Source organism: Planobispora longispora (assembly GCF_016863135.1).
Taxonomy (GTDB): Bacteria; Actinomycetota; Actinomycetes; order Streptosporangiales; family Streptosporangiaceae; genus Planobispora; species Planobispora longispora.
Genome location: NZ_BOOH01000054.1, coordinates 51,180 through 77,942, shown reverse-complemented (window position 1 = coordinate 77,942; position 26,763 = coordinate 51,180). Strand labels below are relative to the sequence as shown.

Annotated in this window: 16 protein-coding genes; 11 read left to right on the top strand and 5 right to left on the bottom strand. The window is 74.2% G+C overall.

Going from position 1 to position 26,763, the window contains the following annotated elements; translation table 11 throughout:
- The 8 genes from Plo01_RS31970 to Plo01_RS31935 form a co-directional block, all read left to right on the top strand.
- Positions 1–790 (top strand): phosphopantetheine-binding protein (locus tag Plo01_RS31970; protein ID WP_203894471.1); only part of this gene is annotated, 790 nt, incomplete at its 5' end.
- Entirely contained in the window at positions 787–6,189 is a 5,403-nt protein-coding gene (locus Plo01_RS31965) for a type I polyketide synthase (RefSeq protein WP_203894470.1), read from the top strand. The genes Plo01_RS31970 and Plo01_RS31965, both read left to right, overlap by 4 nt.
- Positions 6,186–6,383 (top strand): MbtH family protein, encoded by a 198-nt coding sequence (locus Plo01_RS31960; RefSeq protein ID WP_203894469.1) that lies wholly within the window; start codon positions 6,186–6,188, stop codon positions 6,381–6,383. The genes Plo01_RS31965 and Plo01_RS31960 overlap by 4 nt, the downstream gene beginning before the upstream one ends.
- Entirely contained in the window at positions 6,380–9,658 is a 3,279-nt protein-coding gene (locus Plo01_RS31955; RefSeq protein ID WP_203894468.1) for a non-ribosomal peptide synthetase, read from the top strand. The genes Plo01_RS31960 and Plo01_RS31955 overlap by 4 nt, the downstream gene beginning before the upstream one ends.
- Entirely contained in the window at positions 9,655–12,927 is a 3,273-nt protein-coding gene (locus Plo01_RS41155; RefSeq protein WP_203894467.1) for a non-ribosomal peptide synthetase, read from the top strand. Before Plo01_RS31955 ends, Plo01_RS41155 begins: the two co-directional genes overlap by 4 nt.
- Complete coding sequence (locus tag Plo01_RS31945) at positions 12,920–16,144, top strand: non-ribosomal peptide synthetase (protein WP_203894466.1); 3,225 nt, start codon at positions 12,920–12,922, stop codon at positions 16,142–16,144. The genes Plo01_RS41155 and Plo01_RS31945 overlap by 8 nt, the downstream gene beginning before the upstream one ends.
- On the top strand, positions 16,141–16,281 hold the full coding sequence (locus Plo01_RS31940; protein WP_203894465.1) for a hypothetical protein: 141 nt from the start codon (positions 16,141–16,143) through the stop codon (positions 16,279–16,281). Before Plo01_RS31945 ends, Plo01_RS31940 begins: the two co-directional genes overlap by 4 nt.
- Positions 16,262–17,530, top strand: coding sequence for an MFS transporter (locus Plo01_RS31935; RefSeq protein WP_203894464.1), 1,269 nt, complete (start codon positions 16,262–16,264; stop codon positions 17,528–17,530). The genes Plo01_RS31940 and Plo01_RS31935 overlap by 20 nt, the downstream gene beginning before the upstream one ends.
- Here the strand turns inward: Plo01_RS31935 and Plo01_RS31930 are convergent.
- Genes Plo01_RS31930 through Plo01_RS31915 form a run of 4 tightly spaced genes read right to left on the bottom strand, consistent with a single transcriptional unit; the run spans position 17,499 to position 23,831 of the window.
- Positions 17,499–18,518 carry an LLM class flavin-dependent oxidoreductase gene (locus Plo01_RS31930; protein WP_203894463.1) on the bottom strand — a complete coding sequence of 340 codons (1,020 nt, stop codon included), beginning with the start codon at positions 18,516–18,518 and terminating at the stop codon, positions 17,499–17,501. The genes Plo01_RS31935 and Plo01_RS31930 overlap by 32 nt on opposite strands.
- Positions 18,497–19,231 (bottom strand): thioesterase II family protein, encoded by a 735-nt coding sequence (locus Plo01_RS31925; protein WP_203894462.1) that lies wholly within the window; start codon positions 19,229–19,231, stop codon positions 18,497–18,499. The genes Plo01_RS31930 and Plo01_RS31925 overlap by 22 nt, the downstream gene beginning before the upstream one ends.
- Complete coding sequence (locus tag Plo01_RS31920; protein WP_203894461.1) at positions 19,228–23,499, bottom strand: non-ribosomal peptide synthetase; 4,272 nt, start codon at positions 23,497–23,499, stop codon at positions 19,228–19,230. Before Plo01_RS31920 ends, Plo01_RS31925 begins: the two co-directional genes overlap by 4 nt.
- A complete protein-coding gene (locus Plo01_RS31915) occupies positions 23,496–23,831 on the bottom strand; it encodes an acyl carrier protein (protein ID WP_203894460.1) in 336 nt (111 codons plus the stop codon). Before Plo01_RS31915 ends, Plo01_RS31920 begins: the two co-directional genes overlap by 4 nt.
- Before the next feature lie 220 nt (positions 23,832–24,051).
- On the opposite strand from Plo01_RS31915, the gene Plo01_RS31910 reads away from it, so the two are divergent.
- Positions 24,052–24,429: a response regulator transcription factor gene (locus Plo01_RS31910; protein ID WP_203894459.1), complete on the top strand. Its 378-nt coding sequence runs from the start codon at positions 24,052–24,054 to the stop codon at positions 24,427–24,429.
- Between the two features lie 20 nt (positions 24,430–24,449).
- Here the strand turns inward: Plo01_RS31910 and Plo01_RS31905 are convergent, their stop codons facing one another.
- A complete protein-coding gene (locus tag Plo01_RS31905; RefSeq protein WP_239317468.1) occupies positions 24,450–24,752 on the bottom strand; it encodes a VOC family protein in 303 nt (100 codons plus the stop codon).
- Between the two features lie 227 nt (positions 24,753–24,979).
- On the opposite strand from Plo01_RS31905, the gene Plo01_RS31900 reads away from it, so the two are divergent.
- Positions 24,980–26,128: an LLM class flavin-dependent oxidoreductase gene (locus Plo01_RS31900; RefSeq protein ID WP_203894458.1), complete on the top strand. Its 1,149-nt coding sequence runs from the start codon at positions 24,980–24,982 to the stop codon at positions 26,126–26,128.
- Entirely contained in the window at positions 26,125–26,742 is a 618-nt protein-coding gene (locus Plo01_RS31895; RefSeq protein WP_203894457.1) for an FMN reductase, read from the top strand. The genes Plo01_RS31900 and Plo01_RS31895 overlap by 4 nt, the downstream gene beginning before the upstream one ends.
- Positions 26,743–26,763 lie beyond the last annotated feature (21 nt).

Genomic DNA, 26,763 nt, shown 5'->3' with positions numbered 1-26,763 from the left:
CGAGCTGGGCGAGGTGGTCGTCCGCAGCCGCCACCTCGCCACCGGCTACCTCGACCCGGCGCTGACCCGGGAGCGGTTCGACGGCGACCGATTCCGCACCGGCGATCTCGGCCGGCTCAACCCCGACGGCACCGTGACCCTGACCGGCCGCGCCGACGACCAGGTCAAGATCCGCGGCTTCCGGGTGGAGCTCGGCGAGGTGGAGGCCGCGCTGGCCGGCTGCCGGGACGTGCGGGCCGCCGCCGCCGCCCGGGCCGAGGACGGGACGCTGATCGGCTACGTGGTGCCCGCCCGGCCCGGGCTGAGCGCGCACCGGGTGCTGGAGCAGCTGCGCCCGCTCCTGCCCGAGCACGCGGTGCCCGGAGAGGTGGTGCTGCTGCCCGCGCTGCCGCTGACCCCCAACGGCAAGGTGGACAGGGCCGCGTTGCGCCGCCCGGCGGCCCGGGCCGCCGGGACGGCCGGCGGCGACGGCCACCTGGACGGGCCCACCCAGAAAGTGGTCGCCCAGGTGTGGCACGCGGTGCTGGGGGTGCCCCGGCTGCGGCCCGACGACAACTTCTTCGAGATCGGCGGCCACTCGCTCGCCATGGCCGCCGTACAGGCTCGTCTGAAGGCGGCGACCGGCCGCGACATCCCGATCGTGGAGCTGTTCCGCCACCCCACGATCAGAACGCTCGCCGCCCACCTCGACGGCGGGGGCGGCAGCCCCGGCCTGGACAGGGCGGCCCGCCGCCTCGCCGTACGGCGGGACCGGCTGAGGAATCGCGATGAGAAAGGGACGACCGCATGACCGACGAACCCACGGTTGAGCCGATTGCGATCATCGGCTTGTCGTGCCGGGTTCCGGGAGCGGGTGACGCGCGGCAGTTCTGGCGCAACCTCGCCGACGGTGTGGAGTCGCTGACCACGTACACCCTGGACGAGCAGCGGGCGCTGGGGGTGTCCGAGACGACCTTGGCCGATCCGTCCTTCGTGCCCGCGGCGATGGTGATGGACGACCACCAGGGCTTCGACGCGGCGTTCTTCGGCATGTCGATCAGGGAGGCCGAGGTGCGCGACCCGCAGCACCGGCTGTTCCTGGAGTTGTCGCACACCGCGCTGGAGGACGCGGGCTACGACCCGTTCCGCTACCCGGGCGAGATCGGCGTCTACGCCGGGTCGGGCTCGGACTTCTACCAGTGGATCAACATCCGCAGCAACGCCCAGGCGCAGGCCAACGCCGGATGGCTGGCCATCATGGTGGGCAACCACGTCGACTACTGCGCCACTCTCGCCTCCTACAAGCTCGACCTGCGCGGTCCCAGCTACACCGTGCACACCGCGTGCTCGACGGCGCTGGTGGCGCTGCACATCGCGTGCGAGGCGCTGCGCAACGGCGAGTGCGACATGGCGCTGGCCGGGGCCGCCATGCTCGACCTGCCGCAGGGCCAGGGATACATCTACGACCAGGACGGCATCGTCTCCCCCGACGGGCACTGCCGCCCCTTCGACGCCGACGCCGGCGGCACGATCTGGGGCAGCGGCGGCGGTGTGATCGTGCTCAAGCGGCTGTCGGAGGCGATCGCCGACCGGGACAACATCCGCGCGGTCGTGCTCGGCAACGCGATCAACAACGACGGCGCGGGCAAGGTGGGCTTCTCCGCGCCGAGCCTGGACGGGCAGGCCGCGGTCATCGCGCAGGCGCTCGGCGTGGGCGGGGTGGACCCGCGCACGGTCACCTACGTGGAGGCGCACGGCACCGGCACCGCGCTCGGCGACCCGATCGAGGTGGCGGCGCTGTCCAGCGTGTTCGCGCAGGACACGGCCGACACCCAGTGGTGCGGCATCGGCTCGGTCAAGAGCAACATCGGCCACCTCGGGCAGTCGGCGGGCGTGGCCAGCGTGATCAAGGCGGTGCTGTCCCTGGAGAACGGGCTGATCCCGCCGACGCTGCACTACCAGAGCGCCAATCCGAAGATCGACTTTCCGTCGAGCCCGTTCTACGTGGTCTCCACGCCGGTCAAGTGGGAGCGCAACGGCTTCCCCCGCCGCGCGGGCGTCAGCTCCTTCGGCATCGGCGGGACCAACGCGCACGCCGTACTCGAGGAGGCGCCGCCGCGCGAGGAGCTCCCCCGGCAGCGGCCCGCGCACCTGCTGAGGCTGTCGGCCAGGACCGAGGCCTCGCTCGCCGCGGCCAGGGAACGGCTGGCCGCGCACCTGGCCGAGAATCCGGACGTCGAGCTCGCCGACGTGGCGTTCACGCTGCGGGTGGGACGGCGCGAGCTCAAGCACCGGGCCGCGGTGGTGGCCACCTCGCCCGCCGACGCGGTCGCCGCGCTGGCCGACCCCAGGCGGATCGTCTCCGGGGCCAAGCAGAAGCGGGCGCCGCAGGTGGCGTTCCTGTTCCCCGGCCAGGGCGCGCAGTACGGCGGCATGGCGGCCGAGCTGTACGAGAACGAGCCGGTCTTCCGCGAGGCCGTCGACGAGTGCGCGGCGATCCTGGACGTCAGGGAGCAGATCTTCGCCACCGGCGAGGAGGCCGACGAGCGGCTGCGGCAGACCTCGCTCACCCAGCCGGCGCTGTTCACCGTCGAGTACGCGCTGGCCAGGCTCTGGCTCTCGCTCGGCGTCGAGCCCGCGGCGATGATCGGGCACAGCATCGGCGAGTACGTGGCCGCGACCGTCGCCGGGGTGTTCACGCTGCCGGACGCGCTGCGGCTGGTCGAGGCGCGCGGGCGGCTCATCCAGGGCATGCCGCCGGGATCGATGCTGGCCGTGCAGCTCATGCCGGACGAGATCGCGCCGCTGCTGCCCGACGACGTGTCGGTGGCGACGATCAACGGCCCCGGCACGTGCGTGGTGGCCGGGCCGTCGGCGTCGGTGCGCGAGCTGGCCGAGATGCTGGAGGAGGAGGGCATCGGCTGCACCCCGCTGCGCACCTCGCACGCCTTCCACTCGGCGATGATGGAGCCGATGCTCGGCGAGTTCCGCGCGCTGGTCGCGGCGACCGAGCTGAGCGCGCCGAGCCTGCCGTTCCTGTCGAACGTGAGCGGCACGTGGATCACCGCGGCCGAGGCCGTCGACCCGTCCTACTGGGCCCGGCACGTGCGCGAGCCGGTGCGCTTCGGCGACTGCGTCGCGGCCCTGGTCGCCGACGGCGAGTGGATCATGATCGAGTGCGGGCCGGGACGGCAGCTCTCCGGGCTGGTCAGGGCGCAGCTGCCGGCCGGCGCGCCCGGCCCGCTGCCGTCCCTGCCGGGGCCGCGCGACAAGGCCGGGGACGTGGAGGTGTTCTCGCAGGCCGTGGGCGCGCTGTGGGTGAACGGCGGTGAACCGTCCGACTTCGGGGCGCCGGGCTACCGGGTGTCGCTGCCGGGCTACGCCTGGGAGCGGCAGCGGGCGTGGATCGATCCCGACCCGCACGGCGCGTTCACCGGCGGGACCGCCATGCCGCAGCAGACGCACGGCAACCTGCCGCCCGAGCGGTGGTACGGGGCGCCGGTCTGGCGGCAGGCGCCGCCCGGCCCGGCCCGCCCGGCGCCGGTGACGCGGTGCCTGGCGTTCGTGGACGACGAGTCGGCCGCCCTCGCCGCCGCGCTGCGCGCCTCGGGGGCCGAGGTGCTGGAGGTGCGGCGCGGCACGGGCTTCACCGCCGACGGTGACCGGTTCACGGTACGGCCGGCCGTACGGGAGGACTACGACGCGCTGCTGGAGGCCGTCGGCGAGGCGCCCGGGCGCGTCGTCCACGCGTGGGCCGCGACGGGCCCCCGGGACACGTGGCAGGCGCAGGAGGACGGCTTCTTCGGCGTCCTCGCCCTGGTGCAGGCGCTGTCGGCGGCGCAGCCCGCGGGCGGCGTCCAGCTCGACCTGGTCACCGCGGGCACGATGGACGTCGTCGGCGGCGACCTGACCCGGCCGGAGCACGCGACGCTGGCGGCGTTCGCGCGGGTGGTGCCGCTGGAGACGCCGTGGTTGCGGGTGCGGCAGATCGACGCGCCGGACGCGGGTGCGGCGGGGATCGACACGGACTGGGCGCGGGCGGTCGCGGCCGAGCTCGGCAGGGAGGCCGAGCCGGGCGAGGCGGGACTGTCGGCCCCGGTCGGGCTGCGCGGCGGGCGGCGCTGGCTGCTCGGCTACGAACAGCTGGAGGTGGCCGGGGAACCGGGCGAGCCGCGTGACGGCCAGGTGTACGTGATCACCGGTGGTCTGGGCGGCATCGGCATCTCGCTGGCCCAGGACCTGGCCGCCCGGGCGCGGGTGCGGCTGGTGCTGCTGTCGCGCGGCGGGCTGCCGGACGGGCCGCCGCGCTCGGCCCGCGAGGCCAGGGCGGTCGAGGCGATCGGCCGGATGGAGGAGGCGGGCGCGCAGGTGCTGTGCCTGGCCGCCGACGTCACCGACGTCGCCGACATGCGGCGGGTCAGGGACGAGACGCTGGCCGCGTTCGGCCGGGTGGACGTGCTCGTGCACGCGGCCGGTCTGCCGGGCGGCGGCATGGCCGAGATCAAGGAGCGGGAGACGGCCGAGGCGGTGCTGCGGCCCAAGGTGCTCGGCACGCTCGCGCTGCAGGCCGCCTTCGGCGATCTGGAGCTGGAGGCGGTGGTGCTCTGCTCGTCGATCACCGCGGTGGCCGGCGGGTTCGGGCAGATCGACTACTGCGCCGCCAACAACTTCCTCGACGCGCACGCCCGCGCGGGCCGCGGCTGGCACGCCGCCCGGCTCGTCAGCGTGAACTGGGGCAAGTGGCTGGAGGTCGGCATGGCGGCGGAGACCGCGGCGCCGGCCGGGTTCGCCGCCCTGCAGCGCGGCGACCGGATCAAGGCGATCGACCATCCCGTGATCACCGCCAGGCACGAGGGCCAGGAGCTCGGCTGGTGCAGCGGAGTCCTGTCCCCGCAGACCCACTGGGTGCTGGACGAGCACCGCATCTCCGGGGTCCCGGTGCTGCCCGGCACCGGCCACCTCGAACTGGCCAGAACCGCCGCCGAGACGGTGATCCCCGGTGACGGGGTGCTCGAGCTGCGGGATGTGGTCTTCGTCGAGCCGCTGTCGGTGGCCGACGGGGCCACCGCCGAGGTGCGGGTGGTGTTCACCCCCGAATCCGACGGCGCGGAGTTCCAGGTGCAGAGCATCGTCGGCGACTCCCACCGCACCCACGCCCGCGGCGTGGCCGCCAAGGTGAACCCGGGCCCGGCCGACCGCGTCGACCTCCGAGTCATCATGGACCGGTGCACGCCCGCGCCCGGGGACCAGGGCGGGGTGCCGCTGTCCGGGCTGCTGACGCTCGGCGCCCACTGGCAGCGGAGCCTGACCGACACCCACCTCGGGCAGGGCGAGGTGCTCGGCCTGTTCGAGGCCGACGACGTGGTGCTGAAGGACCTGGACCGGTGGGGGCTGCACCCGGCCTTGCTGGACAGCGCCACCTCCTTCAGCTGGGTGGAGGTCGAGGGCAGCTATCTGCCGCTCGGTTACGGCCGGATCACCGTACGGGAGGCCATACCCGAGGCGTTCTGGAGCCACGTGCGCATCACCGGCAGCGACACCGACGAGGTGCTGGCCGTGGACGTGACGCTCATCGCGCCCGACGGCACCGTGCTGGTGCAGATCTCCGACTACGTGCTGCGCCGCATCGACACCGGCGCCGTGACCGCCGGGGTGGTGGCCGAGGCCGACTCCCAGCGCGCCGGCACCGCGGTGGCCACCCCCGAGGACGCCGTCGGCATCAGGCCGGCCGAGGGCGCGCGGGCGCTGCGCAGGCTGCTGGCCGTACCGCTCGGGCCGCAGGTCGTGGTGGCGGCCACCCCGGTCGCCGAGCTGATCGCCGGGGTCGGCTCACTGACCCAGGAGACAGTCGAGTCCGAGCTCGATCCGGCCGCCGTCGCCGACCGGCAGGCCAGATCCCCGGGCGACGGATACGTCGCGCCGCGGAGCGAGGTGGAGGCCACGATCGCCAGATTGTGGGGCGAGGTGCTCGGCGGCGAGCACATCGGCGTCGACGACGACTTCTTCGAGCTGGGCGGCAACTCCCTGATCGCGGTCCAGCTCATCGCCCTCGTCCGCAAGGAACTGGGCGTCCGGCTGCCGATGCGCAGCCTGTTCGAGGAGCCGACGGTGGCGGGGGTGGCGGCGCTCATCGACGAGGCCGGCCGGGCCTCCGCCGCCGAGCCGGCCGGTCAGACCATCCCGCGGCTTCCCCGGAGGAGCGAGCAGTGAGTGACGTCAAGGTCGTGCTCAACGACGAGGAGCAGTACTCGATCTGGCCGGTGGGCAGGGAGAATCCCGCCGGCTGGTACGACGCCGGCTTCTCCGGCACCAGGGACGAGTGCCTGGCCCACATCGAGCGGGTCTGGACCGACATGCGGCCCAGGAGCCTGCGGGAGGCCATGGACGGAGGGGGCGCCCGGTGAGTCCGTCGAGCGACGTCTTCCCGGCATCGTCCGGCCAGGAGCGCATGTGGTTCCTGGCCCGCTTCGAACCCGACCTGGCCGTCTACAACATCGGCATGCTGATGCCGATGTCCGCCCGGCAGCCGGTGGAGCCGCGCCGCCTGGAGCGGGCCATCGACATGGTGGTGCGGCGGCACGAGGCGCTGCGGACCACGTTCGAGTTCAGGGACGGGCAGGTCGTGCAGATCGTCACCGGCTCCGCGCCGCCCGCCCGGCTCGTCGAGACCGATCTGACCCACCTGCCGGCGGCCGAGCGCGAGCCGGAGCTGAAACGGCTGGCCAGGGCCGACGCGGCGGCGCCGTTCGCGATGGACCGGGCGCCGCTGTGGCGGGCCAGGCACGTCAGGCTCGCCGACGACGATCTGCGGCTGATCATCGTCTTCGACCACACGGTGTTCGACGGCGTCTCCAGCATGATCTTCATTGACGAGCTGGAGGAGTGCTACGACGCGATCGGCGAGGACCGGGCGCCCAAGCTGGCCGAGCTGCAGATCCAGTTCGCCGACTTCGCGGTGTGGCAGCGCGGCCGCCTCACCGGCGAGTTCCTGGAGACCGAGCTGGCGCACTGGCGGGAGCGGCTCGCCGGGATCCCCGCCGACCTGGGCCTGCCGGGCGACCGGCCGCGCCCGGCCCGCCGCACCTACCGGGGCGAGGCGTGCCTGGGCGTCTACTCACCCGAGCTGAGCTCCCGGCTGGAGCGGCTGGCCAAGGACCTCAACACGACGCTGTTCACCGTGATGCTCACCGCCTACGCGGCCGTGCTGTCGCGCTGGTCGGGCGTGGACGACATCGTGGTGGGCACGCCGATCGCCGGGCGGCTGCTGCCGGAGACCGAGCCGGTCATCGGGATGTTCGTCAACGCGGTGCCGCTGCGCGTGGACCTGTCGGGCTCGCCGGGCTTCCGCGAGGCGGTCGCGCGGGTGCGCACCACGGTGGCCGAGGCGCTGGACCATCAGGAGCTGCCGTTCGAGCGGCTGGTGGAGGACCTGCAGCCGACGCGCGACCTGAGCGTGCCGCCGCTGTACCAGGTGATGTTCAACCTCGCCTCGGGCACCAACGAGGGGCAGATCGCCAACGGCACCGCGAAGGTCGACATCCAGCTCGACCTGAACATGCGGGACGGCCGGCTGCACACCCGGCTGGAGTACGCCACCGACCTGTTCGACCACGAGACGATCGAGCGGTTCGACGCCCAGCTGCGCACGCTGGTCGAGGCCGCGGTCGCCGACCCGGACCGGGCGGTGCGGGCGCTGCCGCTGCTCACCGCCGGGGAACGGGAGCGGGTGCTCGCCCTCGGCGCCGCCGAAGGACTGGACGCCGCCGAAGGCCCCGGGGCGGCGGAGGGCACGCCGTCCACGCCGGTCGAGGCGCAGGCGGCGGAGGGCACGCCGTCCACGCCGGTCGAGGCGCAGGCGGCGGAGGGCACGCTGTCGGCGCTGGTCGAGGCGCAGGCGGCGGCCACGCCCGGCGCGCCGGCCGTCGTCTTCGGCGACGTCACCCTGACCTACGCCGAGCTGAACGCCCGCGCCAACCGGCTGGCCCGCTGGCTGCGCAAAATCAGGGTGGGGCGCGGCGACCCGGTCGCGGTCTGCGCCGAGCGATCGCCCGAGCTGGTCGTGGCGCTGCTCGCGGTGCTCAAGGCGGGCGGCGCGTACGTGCCGCTCGACCCCGAGTACCCGCGGCACCGGCTGGCGTTCATGCTGGCCGACAGCGGCGCCAGGGTGCTGCTGACCCAGCGGCACCTGCGGGACGCGCTGCCCGGGGGCGCGGCCAAGCCGGTGTTCCTGGAGGACGACTTCGACGAGCCGTCCGGTGACCCGGACCCGGTCGCCGGGCCGGACGACGCCGCCTACCTCATCTACACCTCCGGCTCCACCGGCCGGCCGAAGGCCGTGGTCAACTCCCACCGCGGCATCGTCAACCGGCTCGCCTGGATGCAGGACAGGTTCGGGCTCACCCCGGCCGACGTCGTCATGCAGAAGACGCCGACCAGCTTCGACGTGTCGGTGTGGGAGTTCTTCTGGCCGCTGACCCGGGGCGCGGTCCTGCTGCCGGTCCGGCCGGGCGGGCACCGCGACCCCAACCACCAGCGCGACCTGATCAAACAGCACGGGGTCACCACGATGCACTTCGTGCCCTCGATGCTGGCGCTGTTCCTGGAGGAGGCCGGCATCGAGTCGTGCACGTCGCTCAAGCGGGTGGTGTGCAGCGGCGAGGAGCTGACCCCGCGGATGGCGGCCCGCTTCCTCGAGCGGCTGCCCGGCGCCGAGCTGCACAACCTGTACGGCCCGACCGAGGCGGCCGTCGACGTCACCGCCTGGAAGTGCGAGGACGTCGAGGGACGCGCCACGCTGCCGATCGGCCGGCCGATGCCGGGCTGCCGGCTGCACGTGCTCGACGAGCGGCTGGAGCCGATGCCCGTCGGCGTTCCGGGGCACCTGCACATCGGCGGCGTCCAGGTCGCCCGCGGCTACGCGGGCCGGCCCGGCCTGACCGCCGAGCGCTTCGTGCCCGACCCCTACGGCCCGCCGGGTTCCCGGCTGTACGCCACCGGCGACCTGGCCAGGCTCCGGCCCGACGGCGAGCTGGAGTTCCTCGGCCGGATCGACGACCAGGTGAAGGTGCACGGCTGGCGGGTCGAGCCGGGTGAGGTGGAGGCGGTGCTGGCCGAGGACCCGCGGGTGCGGCGGGCCGTGGTGGCGCTGCGCAACGACGCGCCGGGCGGCCGCGGGCTGGTGGCGTACGTGGACTGGACGGGCGAGCCCGCCGAGCTGGCCCAGGCCATGCGCGCCACGCTGGCCCGCAAGCTGCCGCCGCCGCTGCTGCCGCAGGCGTTCGTCCAGGTGACGGAGTTCCCGCTGGGGCCGAGCGGCAAGCTCGACCGGGCCGCGCTGCCGCCGCCCACCGGATCCGGCCGCGCCGATCTGGGCACCGCCTACGCCGAACCCGGCACGCCGCTGGAGGCCGAGCTGTGCGCGCTCTGGGGCGAGCTGCTGGGCCGCGACCGGGTGGGCGCGCACGACGACTTCTTCGAGCTGGGCGGGCACTCGCTGCTGGCGGTGTCGCTGGTCACCCGGTACCGGGAGATCTACGGGATCGAGATGGACCTGCGGGACTGCTTCGAGCTCACCACGGTGGCCGAGCAGGCGCTGGCCGTGCTGGAGCTGCAACTCGGCGATGCCGCCGAACTGGAAGCGCTGCTGGCGGAGGACCCGGTGGAGGGTGCGGGCACATGAGCGACATGCGGGAACGGCTGGCGCGGCTGAGCCCGGAGCAGCGCGCGGCCCTGGAGCGCAGGCTCCGGGACCGGACGCCGGTGCGCGCGGCGGGCATCCCGCCGCGTCCTGACCCGGACGGGCCGGCGCCGCTGTCCTACGGGCAGGAGCGGCTGTGGTTCCTGCAGCGGCTGGACCCGTCCGACGCCTCCTACAACATGTACATGGTGCAGCGGCTGCGCGGCCGCCTCTCGGCCGAGGCGTTCGGGCACGCCCTGGACACGCTGGTGGCGCGGCATCCGATGCTGCGGGCCCGCTTCCCGTCCGACGCGGGCCGGCCGGTGCAGGTGGTCGAGCCGTCGGCGAAGCTCGAACCGGTGCTCGTGGACCTGGGCGATGTCCCGGCGGCCGAACGGGAGGAGCGGGCCACGGCGCTGGTCGCCGAGCTCACGAACGCCCCGTTCGACCTGGAGGCCGGGCCGCTGCTGCGGGTGCACCTGCTGGTGCTGTCGGAGACCGACCACGTGCTCTGCCTGGTCCTGCACCACATCGTGGCCGACGGCTGGTCGCTGAAGCAGCTCCTGGGCGAGCTGGCCGCCTGCTACACGGCCGCCCTGCGCGGCGACCGGGCGGACCTGCCGGAGCCGTCGCTGGACTACCGCGACTTCGCGGCCTGGCAGCGTTCCCGCGAGCCGTCGCAGCGCGACCTCGACTACTGGCGCGCCCGGCTGGCCGGGCTGGAGCCGCTCGAACTGCCGGTGGACCGGCCTCGCCCGGCCGTGCGGACGCCCAGCGGCGACTACCGGGTGCGCAGGATCGGCGCCGAGCTGACCGCGCGGCTGGAGCGGCTGGCCCGCGACGAGCGGTGCACGCTGTTCATGGTGCTGCTGGCGTCCTACCAGACGCTGCTGTGGGCGCACTCCGGGCAGGACGACATCGCGGTCGGCTCGGTGACCGCCGGGCGCGACCGGCCCGAGCTGCGGGACGTCGTCGGCTTCTTCCCCGAGACGCTGGTGCTGCGCGGCGACCTGTCGGGCGACCCGCCCTTCCGGGACCTGCTCGCCCGCACCAAGGCGGCGGTCCTGGACGCCTTCGCCCACCAGGACATCCCCTTCGAGCGCCTGCTCAACGACCTCGGCGTACGGCGCGACCTGAGCACGACGCCGCTGTTCCAGGCGATGTTCGTGATCCAGGACAAGGACGCCTCCTCCCTGCCGCTGCCGGGGATCCAGGCGGAGGTCTTCGACCCGGGGGCGGCGCAGGCCAAGTTCGACCTGATGCTGGACGTCACCCAGCGCGAGGGCACTCTGTACGCGCTGCTCTCCTACGCCTCCGACCTGTTCGACGGGGAGACGGCGGTCCGGCTGCTGCGCCGGTGGGAGCGGCTGCTGGAGGCGGTGGCCGACTCCCCCGGCGCGCCGCTGTCGGCGTTGCGGGCCGCGATGCCGCTGCCGGAGGACCGGCTGCCGTCCGGCGAGCCGGTCGCCGGGACGGATCGCGAGGTGGTCGCGCTGTTCGAGGAGCGGGCCCGGCTGTCGCCGTCCGCGATCGCGGTCGCCCAGGGCTCGCGCCGGGTGACGTACGCCGAGCTGGACGCGCTCGCCTCCCGGCTGGCCGGGCGGCTGGCCGCGGCCGGGGCGGGACCGGAGACGGTGGTGGGCCTGTGCGCCCGCCGGTCGGTGGAGATGGTCGCCGGGATGCTGGCGGCGGGCAAGGCCGGCGCCGCCTACCTGCCGCTGGACCCCGGCTACCCGGCCGAGCGGCTGCGCTGGATGTTGCGGGACTCCGGGGCCGGGCTGCTGCTGGCGCAGGACGGCCTGCTGGAGTGCGACCTGCCGGTGATCCCGCTCGACGACCCGGGCGAGGACCGGGCGGGACCTTCCGGCGGCGCGGATCCCGGGGCGCTGGCGTACGTGATCTACACCTCGGGCTCCACCGGGCGGCCCAAGGGTGTGGAGGTGCCGCGCGGGGCGCTGGCCGCGCGGGTGGGCTGGATGCGGACCGAGTACGGCCTCGGCCCCGGCGACCGGGTGCTGCAGTTCGCCTCGGCGAGCTTCGACACGCACGCCGAGGAGATCTACCCGGCGCTGGCGGCGGGGGCCGAGCTGGTCCTGTGCCCGGACGAGCCGCTGCCGGACTTCCTGAAGACCCCTGAGGGCGCCACGCTGACCGTCATCGACCTGCCCACCTCCTACTGGCAGGAGCTGCTCGCCGCCGGCGTCTCCTGGCCGCCGGGGCTGCGGCTGCTCATCCTCGGCGCCGACCCGCTGCCGGGCCCGGCCCTGGCCGCCTGGTACGCCTCCGGGCCGCCGGCGGCCCGGCTGATCAACAGCTACGGCCCCACGGAGACGACGATCATCGCGACCGCCGCCGAGCTGGACCCGGCGGAGTCCGCGCGGCGGCCGACCGTGGGCCGCCCGCTGCCGGGCACCACGCTGGAGGTGCTCGCCCCCGACGGCGGTCCGGTCCCGCCGGGCGCCGCCGGCGAGCTGTACATCGGCGGCGCGGGCGTGGCCCGCGGCTACCGCGGCGCCCCCGCGCTGACCGCCGAGCGTTTCCTGCCCGGCCCGGACGGCGCCCGCCGCTACCGCACCGGCGACCGCGCCCGCTTCCGCCTGGACGGGCGGCTGGAGATCCTGGGCCGGCTCGACCGGCAGGTGAAGGTGCGCGGCTACCGGGTGGAGCCCGGCGAGATCGAGTCCTGCCTGCTGGCCCACCCGGCGGTGGCCCGGGCGACCGTGGTGGTCCGCGACGGCGGCCTGATCGCGTACGTCGTGCCCGACGCGGCCGGTGCACCCGGTGAACCCGGTGAACCCGGTGGGTCCGGCACGGGCGGCGGGTCCGATGCGAGCGGGCGGCCCGGCGTCGAGGCCGTCCTGCGCGAGCACCTGGCCGCCGAACTGCCGCCGCACATGGTGCCCGGGGCGATCGTGGCGGTGGACCGGATCCCGCTCACCCCCGGCGGCAAGGTCGACCGGGACGCGCTGCCGGCGCCCGAGCGGCAGGCCGCCACCGGCTACGAACCGCCCGGCACGGCCGCAGAGGAGCTGGTGTGCGCGGTCTGGGCCCAGGTGCTCGGGCTGGAGCGGGTGGGCGCGCTGGACGACTTCTTCCGGCTCGGCGGCCACTCGCTCCTGGCCACCAGGACCACGGCCAGGATCGCGGCCGCCGCGGACCTCGACGTGCCGCTGAAGCTCATCTTCACCCATCCCACCCCGCGCGGGCTGGCCGCCGCGCTCGAACGGCTGGCCGAGGCGGAGTTCGACCGGGAGGCGGACGGGCGTGGATGAACGCAGGGCCCGGCTGGAGGCGCGCTTCCGCAAGGCCGTGACCGGGCTGAACGCCGAACGGCCGATCGCGCGCCGGCCCGGGGGGACGGCGCCGCCGCTGTCGTTCGCGCAGGAACGGCTGTGGTTCATGGAGCAGTTCACCCCCGGCACGAGCGCGTACGTGCTGCCCGTCTCCGCCCGCGTGCGCGGGCCCGTCGACGCGGCGCTGCTGCAGGAACGGCTGGACGCCCTGGCGGCGCGGCACGAGAGCCTGCGGATGACCTTCCCGGCCGGGCCGGACGGGCGGCCCGAGGTGCGGATCGCCGCCCGTCCGCGGGTGCCGCTGCGGGTCGTGACGGCGGCCTCGGAGCAGGAGGCCCGGCAGGTGCTCAGCGCGGACCTCGCGCTCCCGTTCGACCTGGCCGCCGGCCCGTTGCTGCGCGCCGTCCTGGTACGGCTCGCGCCCGGCGACCACGTGCTCCTGGTCGCCGCCCACCACATCGTGACCGACGGCTGGTCCGCCGGCCTGATCGTGCGCGAACTGCTGGGCGACGCCGGCCCGCCTCCCGAGATCGGCTACGGCGACTACGCGCTGTGGCAGCGGGAGCGGCTGACCGGCGAGGTGCTCGACCGCGAGCTGGCGTTCTGGCGCGCGGAGCTGGCCGGGGTGGCGCCGCTGGACCTGCCGTTGGACCTGCCGCGCCCGCCTGTGCAGGGGGTGCGGGGCGGCTGGTGCGACCTCACCGTGGACGCCGAGGTGACCGGGCGGCTGCGGAAGCTGGCCGCGGCGGAGGGGGCGACGCCGTACATGGCGTTGCTCGCCGCCTTCCAGGCGCTGCTCGGCCGGTGGTCCGGGGCGACCGACTTCGTGGTGGGCTCGCCGGTGGCCGGGCGGAGCAGGCCGGAGTTCGAGGCCGTGGTCGGGCTGTTCGTCAACCTGCTGCCGATGCGGGCCAGGCTGGCCGGCGATCCCGGCTTCGCCGAGCTGCTGCGCCGTACCAGGGACGCGGCGCTGGAGGTCTACGGGCACCAGGAGCTGCCGTTCGAGAAGCTGGTGGCCGAGCTGGACCCGGTGCGCGACGTGAGCAGGCCGTACCTGCAGGTGCTGTTCGCGCTGCAGAACTACCGGGACGGCGGCGAGGGCTTCGAGCTGGACACCACGACCACCCGCTTCGACCTGGAGCTGTACCTCACCGAATCCGGCGACGGGCTGGCGGGGCGGTTCGTCTACAACCGGGAGCTGTTCCTGCCGGAGACGGTGCGGCGGCTGGCGCTGCGGTTCGAGGCGCTGCTGCGGGCGGTCACCGCCGGGCCCGAGGTGCCCGTGGGCGAGCTGGACCTCCTGCCGCCGCAGGAGCGGGAGCTGGTGGTGTCCCGCTGGAACGCCACCGATCGGGAGCATCCCGGCGGCACCCTGCACGAGTTGATCTTCGCCCAGGCGGCGCGCACCCCGCAGGCCACCGCCGTCCGCTACGACGCCGGCGCGGGTACGGACACGGGCACAAACGGCGGCACGGACACGGGTACGAGCACGGGCGCTGACGGCGGCACGGGCACCGGCGCGGGGCAGCTGACCTACCGGGAGCTGGCCCGATACGCCCGCCACCTGGCCCGCCACCTGCACGCCGCCGGCGCCCGCCCCGATGAGCCCGTCGGCGTGTGCCTGGAGCGCGGCCTGCACCTGCCCGCCGTGTTGCTGGGCGTCCTCACCGCCGGCTGCGCCTACCTGCCCCTGGACCCCGCCGACCCGTCCGCCCGCCGCCAGGCCATGCTCACCGACGCCGGCGCCACCCTGCTGATCACCGGCGCCCCCGGCGGCCGCCTTCAGCTCACCCGGACCGCCACCGGCGCCACCGCCCCCCTCCCCCCGACCGACACCGACTTCCCCGGCGATCACGCGATGCCCGAGGTCCACCCGGACAACCTGGCCTATGTGATCTTCACTTCCGGCTCCACCGGCCGCCCCAAGGGCGTGGCCGTCTCCCACCGCGCCATCGTCAACCGGCTGCACTGGATGCAGGCCGCCTTCCGCCTCACCCCCGCCGACCGCGTCCTGCACAAGACCCCCACCACCTTCGACGTGTCGGTGTGGGAGCTGTTCTGGCCCCTGATGACCGGCGCCACCATGGTCGTCGCCGCCCCCGGCGGCCACCGCGACACCACCTACCTGCGCGACCTGATCGAACGGCACGGGGTCACCACGACGCACTTCGTGCCCTCCATGCTGGAGGCCTTCCTCCTCGAGGAGGACATCCGCCTGCCCGCCCGCGTCATCTGCTCCGGCGAGGCGCTCCCGGTCGGGATCGAGTGGCCGGCGGAGACCGAGCTGCACAACCTGTACGGCCCGACCGAGGCCGCGATCGACGTCTCCTGGCACCGCTGCCTGCCGGGCGAGACGGTCGTGCCGATCGGACGGCCCGTCGACAACACCCGGCTGTACGTGCTCGATCAGTCGCTCCAGCCGGTGCCGATCGGGGCGCCGGGCCAGCTCCACATCGGCGGCGTGCAGCTGGCCCGTGGCTACGCCGGCCGCCCCGCCCTGACCGCCGAACGCTTCCTGCCCGACCCCTACGGACCGCCCGGCTCCCGCCTGTACGCCACCGGCGACCTGGCCCGCTGGCTGCCCACCGGCGAACTCGAATACCTCGGCCGCACCGACCACCAGGTCAAGATCCGCGGCATGCGCGTCGAACTCGGCGAGGTCGAGGCGGTGCTGCGGGAGCGGCCCGGCGTCCGCCAGGCCGCCGCCGGGCTCGTCGACGGCCGCCTGGTCGGCTACCTCGTCGGGGACGGCGGCGTCCCGGACCTGCGGGCCGTCCTGCCGGATTTCATGATCCCCGTCGCGTGGGTGCACCTCGACGAGCTGCCGCTCACCGCGAACGGCAAGCTCGACCGGGCCGCGCTGCCCGCCCCGGAGTGGCGGGCGGACCTGCCGTGGGAGCCGCCGCGCGCCGGCGCCGAGCAGGCCGTGGCACACGTCTGGCAGGAGGTGCTCGGGCTGGAACGGCCCGGCCGGAACGACTCGTTCTTCGCGGTCGGCGGCGATTCCATCCGCAGCCTCAAGGTGGTGGCCGGGCTGCGCGCGGCGGGTTACGACGTGGAGCTGCGGGACCTGTTCACGCACCGGTCCGTGGCGGAGCTGGCTGCGGCGCTGCGCCCGCGCCGGGCCGTACCGAAGCCGGAAACGGGGGCGTTCGCCCTGCTCAGCCCCGCGGACCGGGAAAGGTTCACGAGATGATCATCGGCGGCCTCCGGCGCGAGCCCCGCGACGGTGGCGCCCCGATCCTCCGCGTCCCGACCCTCTACGAGCCCCTGGTCGCCGATGCGGCCGAGAACATCAGAAAGTGGATGGACCATGGCATCCCCCACCAGTGAGCAGACGAGCCTGTGGCACAACGCCGACTTCCTCCGGTTATGGGCCGGGCAGAGCCTGTCGCAGCTCGGGTCGTTCGTCACCTACTTCGCGATCCCCGTCATCGCCGTCACCGTGCTCAACGCCTCACCCGAGGAGATGGGCGTGGTCGGCTTCCTGCTGCGGGCGCCGATGGTGCTGTTCCTGCTGTTCGGGGTGCTCGCCGACCGGGTGCGCAAGCGGCCCATCCTGATCTGGACCGACGTGGCGCGCGCCGTGCTGCTCGCGCTGATCCCGGTCGCCTGGTTCGCCGACATGCTCACGCTCGCCTGGCTGTACGTCGTGGTCTTCACGATCGGACTGCTCGGGACCATGTTCCAGGTCGCCTACCGCAGCTACTTCCCGTTCCTGGTGCCGCCGGAGAACTTCCTCGAGGGCAACTCCAAGCTGCAGCTGACCGAGTCGCTGGCCAACACCCTCGGCCCCGGCGTCGCCGCGGCGCTGCTGAAGGTGATCGCCGCGCCGGTACTGCTGATCATCGACGCGGTCTCCTACCTGGCTTCGGCCGTCGCGATCGCGCTGATCAAGCGGCCCGAGGACCGGCCGGAGGCCGACGACACCACGGCGCGGCAGATCCACCGGGCCATCTGGGAGGGCGTCATATGGGTGATGAAGCACCCGCTGATCCGCCCGCTGGCGATCTCCTCCGCGGTGTTCTCCCTGTTCATCCTGGGCGCGATGAACTCCGTCTACGCGCTGTACGTGATCCGCGAGCTGGGCGTGCCCGCGGCCTGGTTCGGCAGCATCCTGGCCGGCGGCGGCGTGGGCGCCATCATCGGGGCGCTGCTGGCCGTACGCGTGATGCGGCGCTTCTCCGTCGGCGGGGTGCTGCTCTGGTCGATCGTGTACGGCAACGTGGCGCTCTTCCTCATCCCGCTGGCCGCCGGGCCGACCTGGTTGAAGATCACCATGCTGGTGGCCTCGCAGGTCGTCAACGGCGTCACCGCGCAGATCTTCTTCGTCACCAACACCACGCTCGTGCAGACGATCACTCCGCCGCACCTCCAGGGCCGGGTGGTGGCCTCCATCTACTCGCTCGGCCTGATCCCCGCGCCGCTGGGCGCGCTGGGCGCCGGGCTGCTGGCCGGGGCGGTGGGCATCCGGCCGGCACTGTGGGCGATCATCACGATCGGCGCGCTGGTGCCGATCGCCGCACTGGCGTGGTCGCCGCTGGCCAGGCTCAAGCAGATGCCCGAACCAGCTGAGCGATGAGCCGCAGCTGCCGGCTGCGCAACCGCCGGGTGGGCGTGACCAGGCCGACGATCAGGCTGGTCGCGCCCGCCTCGCGGTAGGCGGCGACCCGCTCGCGCAACTTCCCGGCCGGGCCGCACAGGGTCATGGCGTCGATGAGCGCGTCCGGCAGCATGGCCATGGCCTCGCCCTGCCGTCCCTCCAGGAAGGCCTCCTGCATCACGGACGCCTCCTTCTCGAAGCCGAGCGAGGCGGCCAGCCGGTTGTAGAAGTTGGTGCGCCGCGAGCCCATGCCGCCGAGGTAGAGGGACAACATCGGCCGCATCATGTCGTAGGCCAGCTCCTGGTCCTCCTCGACCAGCGTGAGCAGCATCGGCGCGACGTCGATGTCCCGTCCCTTCAGATGGGCCCGCATCGCGGCGAGGTGCTCGGGCGGGAAGTGGATGGCCAGCCAGCCGTCGGCCAGCTCCCCCGCCAGCGCGATCATCCCGGGGCTCATCGCCGCCAGGTACACCGGCAGCCGTTCCTGCACCGGCGAGACGGCCAGCGCCAGCTCCTTGCCCTCGCCGCCGTCCAGCGGCAGCGTGAGCGTCTCGCCCCGGTGGCTCACCGGGGCGCCGGCCAGCGCCAGCCGTACGACCTCCAGGTAGTCCCGGGCGCGGGCCAGCGGCCGCTCGAAGCGCTCGCCGTGCCAGCCCTCCACCACCTGCGGTCCCGAAACCCCCACCCCGAGCCTGGCCCGGCCGCCGGACACCTGGTCGATGGTGGCCGCCGTCATCGCCGCGACCACCGGCTTGCGCCCCGACATCTGCAGCACGCCGGTGCCCAGCGCGATCCGCTCGGTCTGGCCGGCGATCCAGGCCATCAGGCTCGCCGGATCGGTGCCGTAGGTCTCGGCCGCCCACACCGACTCGTAGCCCAGCGCCTCCGCCTCGCGGACCAGCGCGAGGTGGTCGGCGGGGCCGAGCCCCGCGCCGCCCCAGTAGCTCATGCTGTAACCGAGGCGCATCCCATCTCCTGAGCGATCACGGCGGCCAGCGGACCGGGGGTCTCCTCGGCCAGCCAGTGAGTGCTGTCGAGCGGGCGCAGCGCCGGCCGGTGCGCGCTGTGCCTGCGCCAGCCCAGCAGGCCGCCCCTGCTCAGCGAACGGTCCCGGGTCCCGTACAGGACCGTGACGGGGACGGGCAGCGGCGGCGCCGCCCGGTGCCGGTAACCGGCCAGCAGCCCGAAGTCGGCGCGCAGCGCCGGCTCCAGCACCGGCCAGAGCGCCTCGCGCCCGGCCAGCTCGGGGGGGACGCCGCCGAGGTCGATCAACTGCTCCCAGAACAGCCACGACGGCAGCGAGGGCAGCCGGCGCAGCAGCGGCGTGATGTCCGGCGCCGCGAACGAGGCCACGACCAGCCGCTCCGGCGCGCCGCCGAGCTCCACGACCCGGCGGCAGACGAGGTAGGCCAGCAGCGCGCCGCTGCAGTATCCGAACAGCGTGTACGGCTCGCGCCACCCGGCCAGGTCCCGGGCCAGGTCGTCGACCAGCCCGTCGAGGTCGGTGCGCGGCGGTTCGGCGAGCCTGGCCTGGCGGCCCGGGAGGTTCACCGCCCACAGGCCCACCTCGGGCGGGAAGTGCTCGGCCAGACCGGTGAGCGAGGAGGGGCCGCCGCCGGCGTGCGGGAAGGCGACCAGGGCCCGCTCGCCCTCCTTGATCTGCACGAACCACGGTGTCATCGGGCGCCTCCCAGGTGGGCGGCCAGCTCGGCGGCTGTCGGGTGGTCGAACACGACCCGGACCGGCAGGGAGCGGCCGGCCAGCTCCTCGAGCGGAGAGATCAGGCGGACGGCGAGCACGGAGTGGCCGCCGTTGAGGAAGAAGTTGTCGTGCGGGCCGAGGCCGGGGCGGCCCAGCGCGTCCCGCCACAGGTCCACGACCTGCCGCACGAGCCCCTCGCCCGCCTCGGGCGGGGCGTCCCGCCGCTCCTGCGGAACGACCAGCTCCAGGTAGGCGATCTTGCCGTTGGCGGTGGTGGGCAGGCGATCGGTGAGGACGTACCCGGTGGGCACCGCGTAGTCGGGCAGCCGGGTCCTGGCGAAGCGCCAGAGTTCCTCACGCAGGTCCTCGCGGGCGGGATCGGGAGCGGCCTCACGGGCGGTTTCGACGAAGGCCACCAGGCGGCCGTCGGTCTGCGGATCGCCGTCCAGGACGACGGCCGCCGCGCGGACCGCCGCGTGCTCGTGCAGGACCGCCTCGACCTCGCCCAGCTCGATGCGGTGGCCGCGCAGCTTGACCTGCCGGTCGTCGCGGCCCAGCAGTTCCAGGACGCCGTCGTGGCGGAGCCTGGCCCGGTCCCCGGTGCGGTAGAAGCGACCGTGGCGCCCGTGCCGCCCGAAGCGCTCGGCGGTCAGCTCCGGCCGGCCGAGGTAGCCGGCGCTCACCCCGTCGCCCGCGATGCACAGCTCCCCCGGCACGCCCGGCGGCGCCTCGCGGTCGTGGCCGTCGAGGATGAGGATCCGGGTGTTGGCCAGCGGCGCCCCCACCGGGACCGGGTCGCCGGGCGGTTCCACCAGCTCGGCGGCCGTGGACCAGATGGTGGTCTCCGTGGGCCCGTACACGTTGAAGACCCGGCAGCCGAGTGCGAGCAGGTCCCTGGCCAGCGCGGCGGGCATCGGCTCGCCGCCGCACAGGACCGTGCGCCCGGCCAGTTCCCCTCCCGCCTCGGGCACGACGATCCGCCAGGCGGTCGGCGTGGCCTGCACGACCTCGACCGCCCCGGCCAGCTGCAGGAACCTGCGGGGCTGCACCTGGTCCTCGTCCGAGGCCACCACGACCGTGCCGCCGACGGCCAGCGGCAGCAGCAGCTCCAGCCAGGAGATGTCGAAGGAGGGGGTGGTGGACCACAGCGCCGAGCGCGGCGCGCCCAGCCGGTCGGCGAAGTCGAGCACGAGGTTCGCCAGGTTGGCATGGGTGACCCGGACGCCCTTGGGCCTGCCGGTGGAGCCCGAGGTGTAGATCACATACGCGATGTCCTCCGGCCCCGGCCTCCCGGAGACGGCTCCTCCGGGACCGGCGGTGTCCCCGGCCTCCCCGGAATCGGCCCCGCCCGGCGCCGATCCGGGTTCCCGGAGGACGGCCGCGGCCTCCGGCATCGCCGCCACGGGCGTACGGCCCGCCCACTCCGGCCGCTCCACGCCGGTGATCACCAGGCGGGCGCCGGAGTCCGCCACCTGGTACGCCAGCCGCATCTCCGGCTGGCGGACGTCCAGCGGCAGGAACGCCGCCCCGGCCTGCCACGTCCCGAGCACGGCGGCCACCAGGTCGGACGAGCGGTCCAGGCCCAGCGCCACCAGGTCGCCCCGCCGTACTCCCCGCTCGTGGAGGAGCTCGCGGACGGCGGCGGCGCGCCCGAGCAGCTCGTCGTAGGTGACCTCGCGCGCGCCCTCCCGCACCGCGACCGCCTGCCCGGGCCCGATCCGCGAGAGCAGCGTGCCCGGCGCTCCCGGCGTTTCCGGCCACTCGCGCGCGGTGTCGTTGACCCGATCGAGCAGCGCCCGGTCCGCCGGGGACAGCACGTCGGCCACCGCTCCCGCGGCGGCCTGCCGGAGCACCGACGCCATCCGGGCCGCGAACGCCTCGATCTCGGCCTCGTCGTGCACCTCGGTGCTGTGCCAGGCCCTGATCGTCAGCCTGTCCGGCTCCTGCACGGCGACGACCTGCAGGTCGAGGCGGCTGCGGTCGAACAGGTCCTCGATGTAGCCGGGCACCTCGCCGCGGATGCTCACCTGCTCGTCGCTCCACGGCCGGTAGTTGAACATGTGCCGGAACAGCGGCACCCGCCAGTCGCCGGTGCCGTGCCCGCGGTGGGCCAGCACCGCCTCCACCGACGCGTCGGCGTGCTCGACGCCCTCCGCCCAGGCCTCCTCGACCCGCCTGGCGACCTGGCCGAAGTCCTCGTCCAGTTCGGCGCGCACGCGCAGCGGCAGCGTGCTGACGCCGTAGCCGACGTGCCCGCGCCCGGTGGCGGTCCTGGTGCTGACCGGCATGCCCACCACCAGGTCGGGCCCGGCCCCGTGGCCGCGCAGCGTCAGCAGGAAGGCGGTGGCCAGCACGATGTTGCCGGTGGTCCGCAGCCTCGCGCGGAGCTCGTCGAGGGCCGCGACGGTCTCCTCGTCCACCTCCCACGAGCAGGTGTGCCCGGCGAAGGTCGGGCTGGACGGGGAGTGCCTGCTGCCGGGCAGCACCATGGCGGCCGGGTCCGCGCCGTCGAGCCGCTCCAGCCAGTAGTCCAGCGACTCCCGCGACGGGCTGCCGGGCTCCAGCATGGGCGCGGTGCCGGTCAGCTCGGCGGGCAGCGGATCGTGACCCGTCTGGCTGTCGTAGAAGCGGCCCAGCTCCTCCACCAGCAACTGCATGGAGTGGGCGTCGATGACGATGTGATGGCCGACCAGGCAGACGACGCTGCCGCCGTCGCCGGGCAGGGTGAAGTGGCCGGCCCTGATCAACAGGTCGCGGCCCAGGTCGAACGGCTCGTCCAGGAAGCGCTGCAGGTCGGCGACCAGCGTCTCCTCGGTCGTGGACCGGGTCACGAGCTTGAGCTGCGCGTCCTGCGGCGCGGTGAGGTGCCTGACCGGTGCGCCGCCCACGACGGGGAACCGGAGACGCAGCGCCGGATGCCGTTTGACCAGGCGGTTCACCGCGATCTGCAGCGGCAGCCTGCGCAGGGGCTCGCGCGTCCTGAACGCCACGGCCAGGTTGGAGACGCCGCTGTCCGGGGCGAGCTGCTCCAGGACCCAGAAGGAGTACGGCACCGCCGCGAGCGGGCGGGCCGGTTCCATGGACGGCGGCAGCTCGCTGCCCGGCCTCGGAAGCGGGATGCGCTGCAGCGGGTGATCGGGGTCCAGCGCCCGCCAGTCCACCGGGCAGCCGGCGACCCAGAGCCGGGCGAGGGCGGCCAGGAATCCGCGCCGGTCCCGCCCCCAGACGTCCTCTCCGGGGGGCTCCTGATCGTCGCGGGCCGCCCGGTCCTCCCGCACCACGTCCGCGACCAGCTCGCCGAGCGGGCGCGTGATCGGCGCGGCGACGCCCAGATCCGCGAGGGTCGCGGTCAGCGCGTAGCGCATGGTGAAGGCCGCGGCCGAGCCCGTCCAGTCGGCCGGCAGCTCGACGTCGTGGGCCTCGAAGGCCTCCGCGCAGACGTCCGCCGTCTCGGTGAAGATCCGGTCGGCGCCGTACAGCGCCGCCGCCAGCTCGGGGGACACCGCGCCCGGGGCGACGGCCGGGGCGGCGCCGGCGCGGCCGTGGAAGACCTCGGCCGCGCGGGCGGCGGCATCCGCCGGTCCAGGAGCGGCCTGCGCGCTCTGAGCGGCCTGCGAGCTCTGAGGGGTCGCCGCGGTCAGGACCGCGGCCGCCTCGGCCGCGCTCTCGCATACCGCCGCTCCGCGCACCGGGTGCGCCGCCCTGCCCCGCTGCAGGGTGCCGACGGCGTCGGCGAACAGGTTCTCGGGCAGGCCGGCGAAGAAGCCCGCCAGGCCGCGCCGTACGGCGTCCGCCTCCTCGGGGGTGCGGCCCGACCACACCACCACGCGCGGCCCGGCGGCGGCGGGGACGTGAACGGGCGGGTAACCGTCCTCGACCGACGCGTCGTCCGGCCAGATGATCCGGTGCACGATGTCGCCGTCGAGCAACGCCCGGTCGAGCAGCCGCAGCACCAGCGTCCCGGTGAGCGCGGCGACGTCGGCGCTTTCCGCGACGGCCAGCTCGCACTCTCCCGCCAGCAGCGCGGCGCACGCCTTGCGCACCCCGTCGAACGCGCGGACGGTCTGCGCCGCCGGGTCGTGTCCCGCCTCCTCGACGGCGTCGTCCGGCCCGGTGAACCGGCCCTGGGCGATGACCGCGACCGGCCTCTCCTCCAGCCCGGTCTCGGGCCCGGCGGTCACGGACTCGTGCGCGGGGGCTGGAACGGGTTCGAGCACGGGCTCGGACCGCGGCTCGGGAGTGGTCACCGGCCGCCCTCCCGGAGGCGGGCGCGGATGTCGCGGCGGTTGCCGGCGACCGGCCGCCGCCTGGCGGCGTCGGCTCGCGCCGGCGCGCCGCCCTGGGCGATCAGGCGGGCGAGCGCCGCCAGGTTGGGGTGGGTGAACAGCGCGGTGGCCGGCAGGTCGATGCCGAGGGTGGTGGTGATCTCGTCGTGCAACTCGACCAGGGCCAGGGAGTTCAGTCCCGCTTCGAAGAAGTTCAGGTCCGGGTCGAGGGGGCGGTCCAGCCGCCTTTCCACGAGCTCCGCGAGTCCCGCCACCAGGCGCTGGTGGTCCGTCGGCCGACTGGCATGGGTCATCCGGCATCCTTTGTCTGAGCCTGAAGACTGAAGCCTCCTGCCGGCGGGATCACCGTCCGGCACTACGCATCCTTCCTGAGGCGCACAAGCTCCGACAAGCCCGGATTTTTCGTACTTCCCCGTGAATATCGGTCGTGTCGCTTGAGGGCCTCCGGAACAGGCATGACAGCGCCGCGAAAGGGCAGTCTGCCGGATACGACGGACGTCATCGGGGGTGGGGATGCCGGCGGTACTCGTGGTGGACGACGATGACGACGTCCGGGACCTGATCACCTTCCGGCTGCGGACGGCCGGCTATGAGGTGCACACCGCCGCCGACGGCAACCAGGCCCTGGCCGCGCTGGACCGGCTCCGGCCGGACCTGGTGGTCCTGGATTGGATGATGCCGGGGCTGTCGGGGCCGGAGGTGTGCCGCCACCTGCGCGCCCTGCCGCCGCTGGCGGGTGTGCGGGTGCTGATGCTCACCGCCAAGTTCCTGCCCGGTGACGTGGAGGAGGGCTTCCGCGCCGGCGTCGACGACTACATGACCAAGCCGTTCAGCCCGCGCGAGCTGCTCACGCGGGTGCAGGCGCTGCTGGCCGTCGGCGCCCGCCGGTGAGGCCCGGCGGCCCGCTCGCCTCACAGCACCTTGTCGCCGTACATCTCGCCGAGCGGGTCGGCGATGAGTTCGACGCGGGCGCCGTCGGGGTCGCGGAAGTACACCGAGACACCGCTGTGGATCGCGTACTCGACGCCCGCGTCGCCGAGGCGGCGCACGATCTCCTCCCAGCGCCGCGGCTCCACCGAGATCGCCAGGTGGTGCAGGCCCCGGGCGGTGGACGGCGGGCGCTCGGCGGCCGGGCGGAGGTGGGCGTCCCGGATGCGGCGGCGCTCGGCTTCCAGCGAGGCCGGGTCGGTCTCGGTCATGGGGTCCTCACTCACTGGCTGACGATCTGGCTGACGACGGCAGATGGCGCACACCGTTTATGCCCCGATGTCTGGTACGGCTCCAGCCAGAAGACGCCTTCCCTGGTCGTCTCAATATATATGATGCATCATGCATCTAGGCGGTCCGGGCGGGCGGGGCACCCCGTCCACGAAATAAATGACGTGTCATGCATGTTGACGGGGAAGAACATGACAGGGCACATACGCAAATGGGGAGCATCATGCAGTTCGGTGTCTTTTCGGTCAGCGACATCACCGCCGACCCCACGACCGGGCGGGTGCCCAGCGAGGCCGAGCGGATCCAGGCGGTCGTCACGATCGCCAAGAAGGCCGAGGAGGTCGGCCTGGACGTGTTCGCCCTGGGTGAGCACCACAATCCGCCGTTCTTCTCCTCCTCCCCCACCACCACACTGGGCTACATCGCCGCGCAGACGCGGCGGCTGCAGCTGTCCACCGCGACCACGCTGATCACCACCAACGACCCCGTGAAGATCGCCGAAGACTACGCGATGCTGCAGCACCTCGCCGGCGGCCGCGTCGACCTCATGCTGGGCCGCGGCAACACCGGCCCGGTCTACCCCTGGTTCGGCCAGGACATCCGCAACGGCATCGCGCTCGCGGTGGAGAACTACGCCCTGCTGCACAAGCTGTGGCGCGAGGACGTGGTCGACTGGCAGGGCCGCTTCCGCACGCCGCTGCAGGGCTTCACCTCCACCCCGCGGCCGCTGGACGGCGTCGCGCCGTTCGTCTGGCACGGCTCGATCCGCAGCCCCGAGATCGCCGAGCAGGCCGCCTACTACGGCGACGGCTTCTTCCACAACCACATCTTCTGGCCGAAGGAGCACACCCAGCGGATGGTCGGCCTGTACCGGCAGCGCTTCGAGCACTACGGCCACGGCTCGGCCGACCAGGCGATCGTCGGGCTCGGCGGGCAGGTGTTCATGCGCAAGAACAGCCAGGACGCGGTGCGCGAGTTCCGCCCCTACTTCGACAACGCCCCGGTGTACGGCCACGGCCCCTCGCTGGAGGAGTTCACGCGTGAGACGCCGCTGACCGTCGGCAGCCCGCAGCAGGTCATCGACCGCACCCTGACCTTCCGCGACTACGTGGGCGACTACCAGCGGCAGCTGTTCCTCATCGACCACGCCGGCCTGCCGCTGAAGACCGTGCTGGAGCAGCTCGACATCCTCGGCGAGGAGGTCGTTCCGGTGCTGCGCAAGGAGTTCGCGGCGCTCAAGCCCGCCCACGTCCCCGACGCGCCCACGCACGCCGCCCGGGTCGCCGCGGCGGGCGGCGCCAAGGACGCCACCGTGCACGCGCCCGCCGACGACGTGACCGGCCAGTCCCGTCAGGAGGTCCAGTCCCGATGAGCACCCGCACCCTGGCCGTCGTCAGCGCCGGCCTGTCGGTCCCCTCCTCCACCCGGTTGCTGGCCGACCGGCTCGCCCAGGCCAGCGCCGAGGCGCTGGCCGCGCTGGGCCTGGAGGCCGGCGTCGAGGTCGTCGAGCTGCGCGGGCACGCCCGCGACCTGGCCGACAACCTCGTCACCGGGTTCCCGAACACCGCGCTGCGCACGGCCGTCGACACGGTGGCCGGCGCCGACGCCCTGATCGCCGTGACGCCGATCTTCTCCGCCTCCTACAGCGGCCTGTTCAAAACGTTCTTCGACGTGCTCGGCAAGGAGGCGCTGACCGGCAAGCCCGTGCTGATGGGCGCGACCGCCGGGACCGCGCGGCACTCCCTGGCCCTGGAGCACGCGATGCGGCCGCTGTTCGCCTACCTGCGGGCCGTCGTCGCACCCACCGCCGTCTTCGCCGCGTCGGAGGACTGGGCCGGCGGCGACGCGACCAGCGCGGCGCTGAGCGACCGCATCCGGCGCGCCGCCGGCGAACTGGCCGCTCTGGTCGCGCAGCGCCCGCGGGCCGCCGTCGCCGACCCGTTCGCCGACCCCACCCCCTTCGAGACGCTCCTGGCCGGCCTGTGACCGCCGTGCGCCGGCCGGACG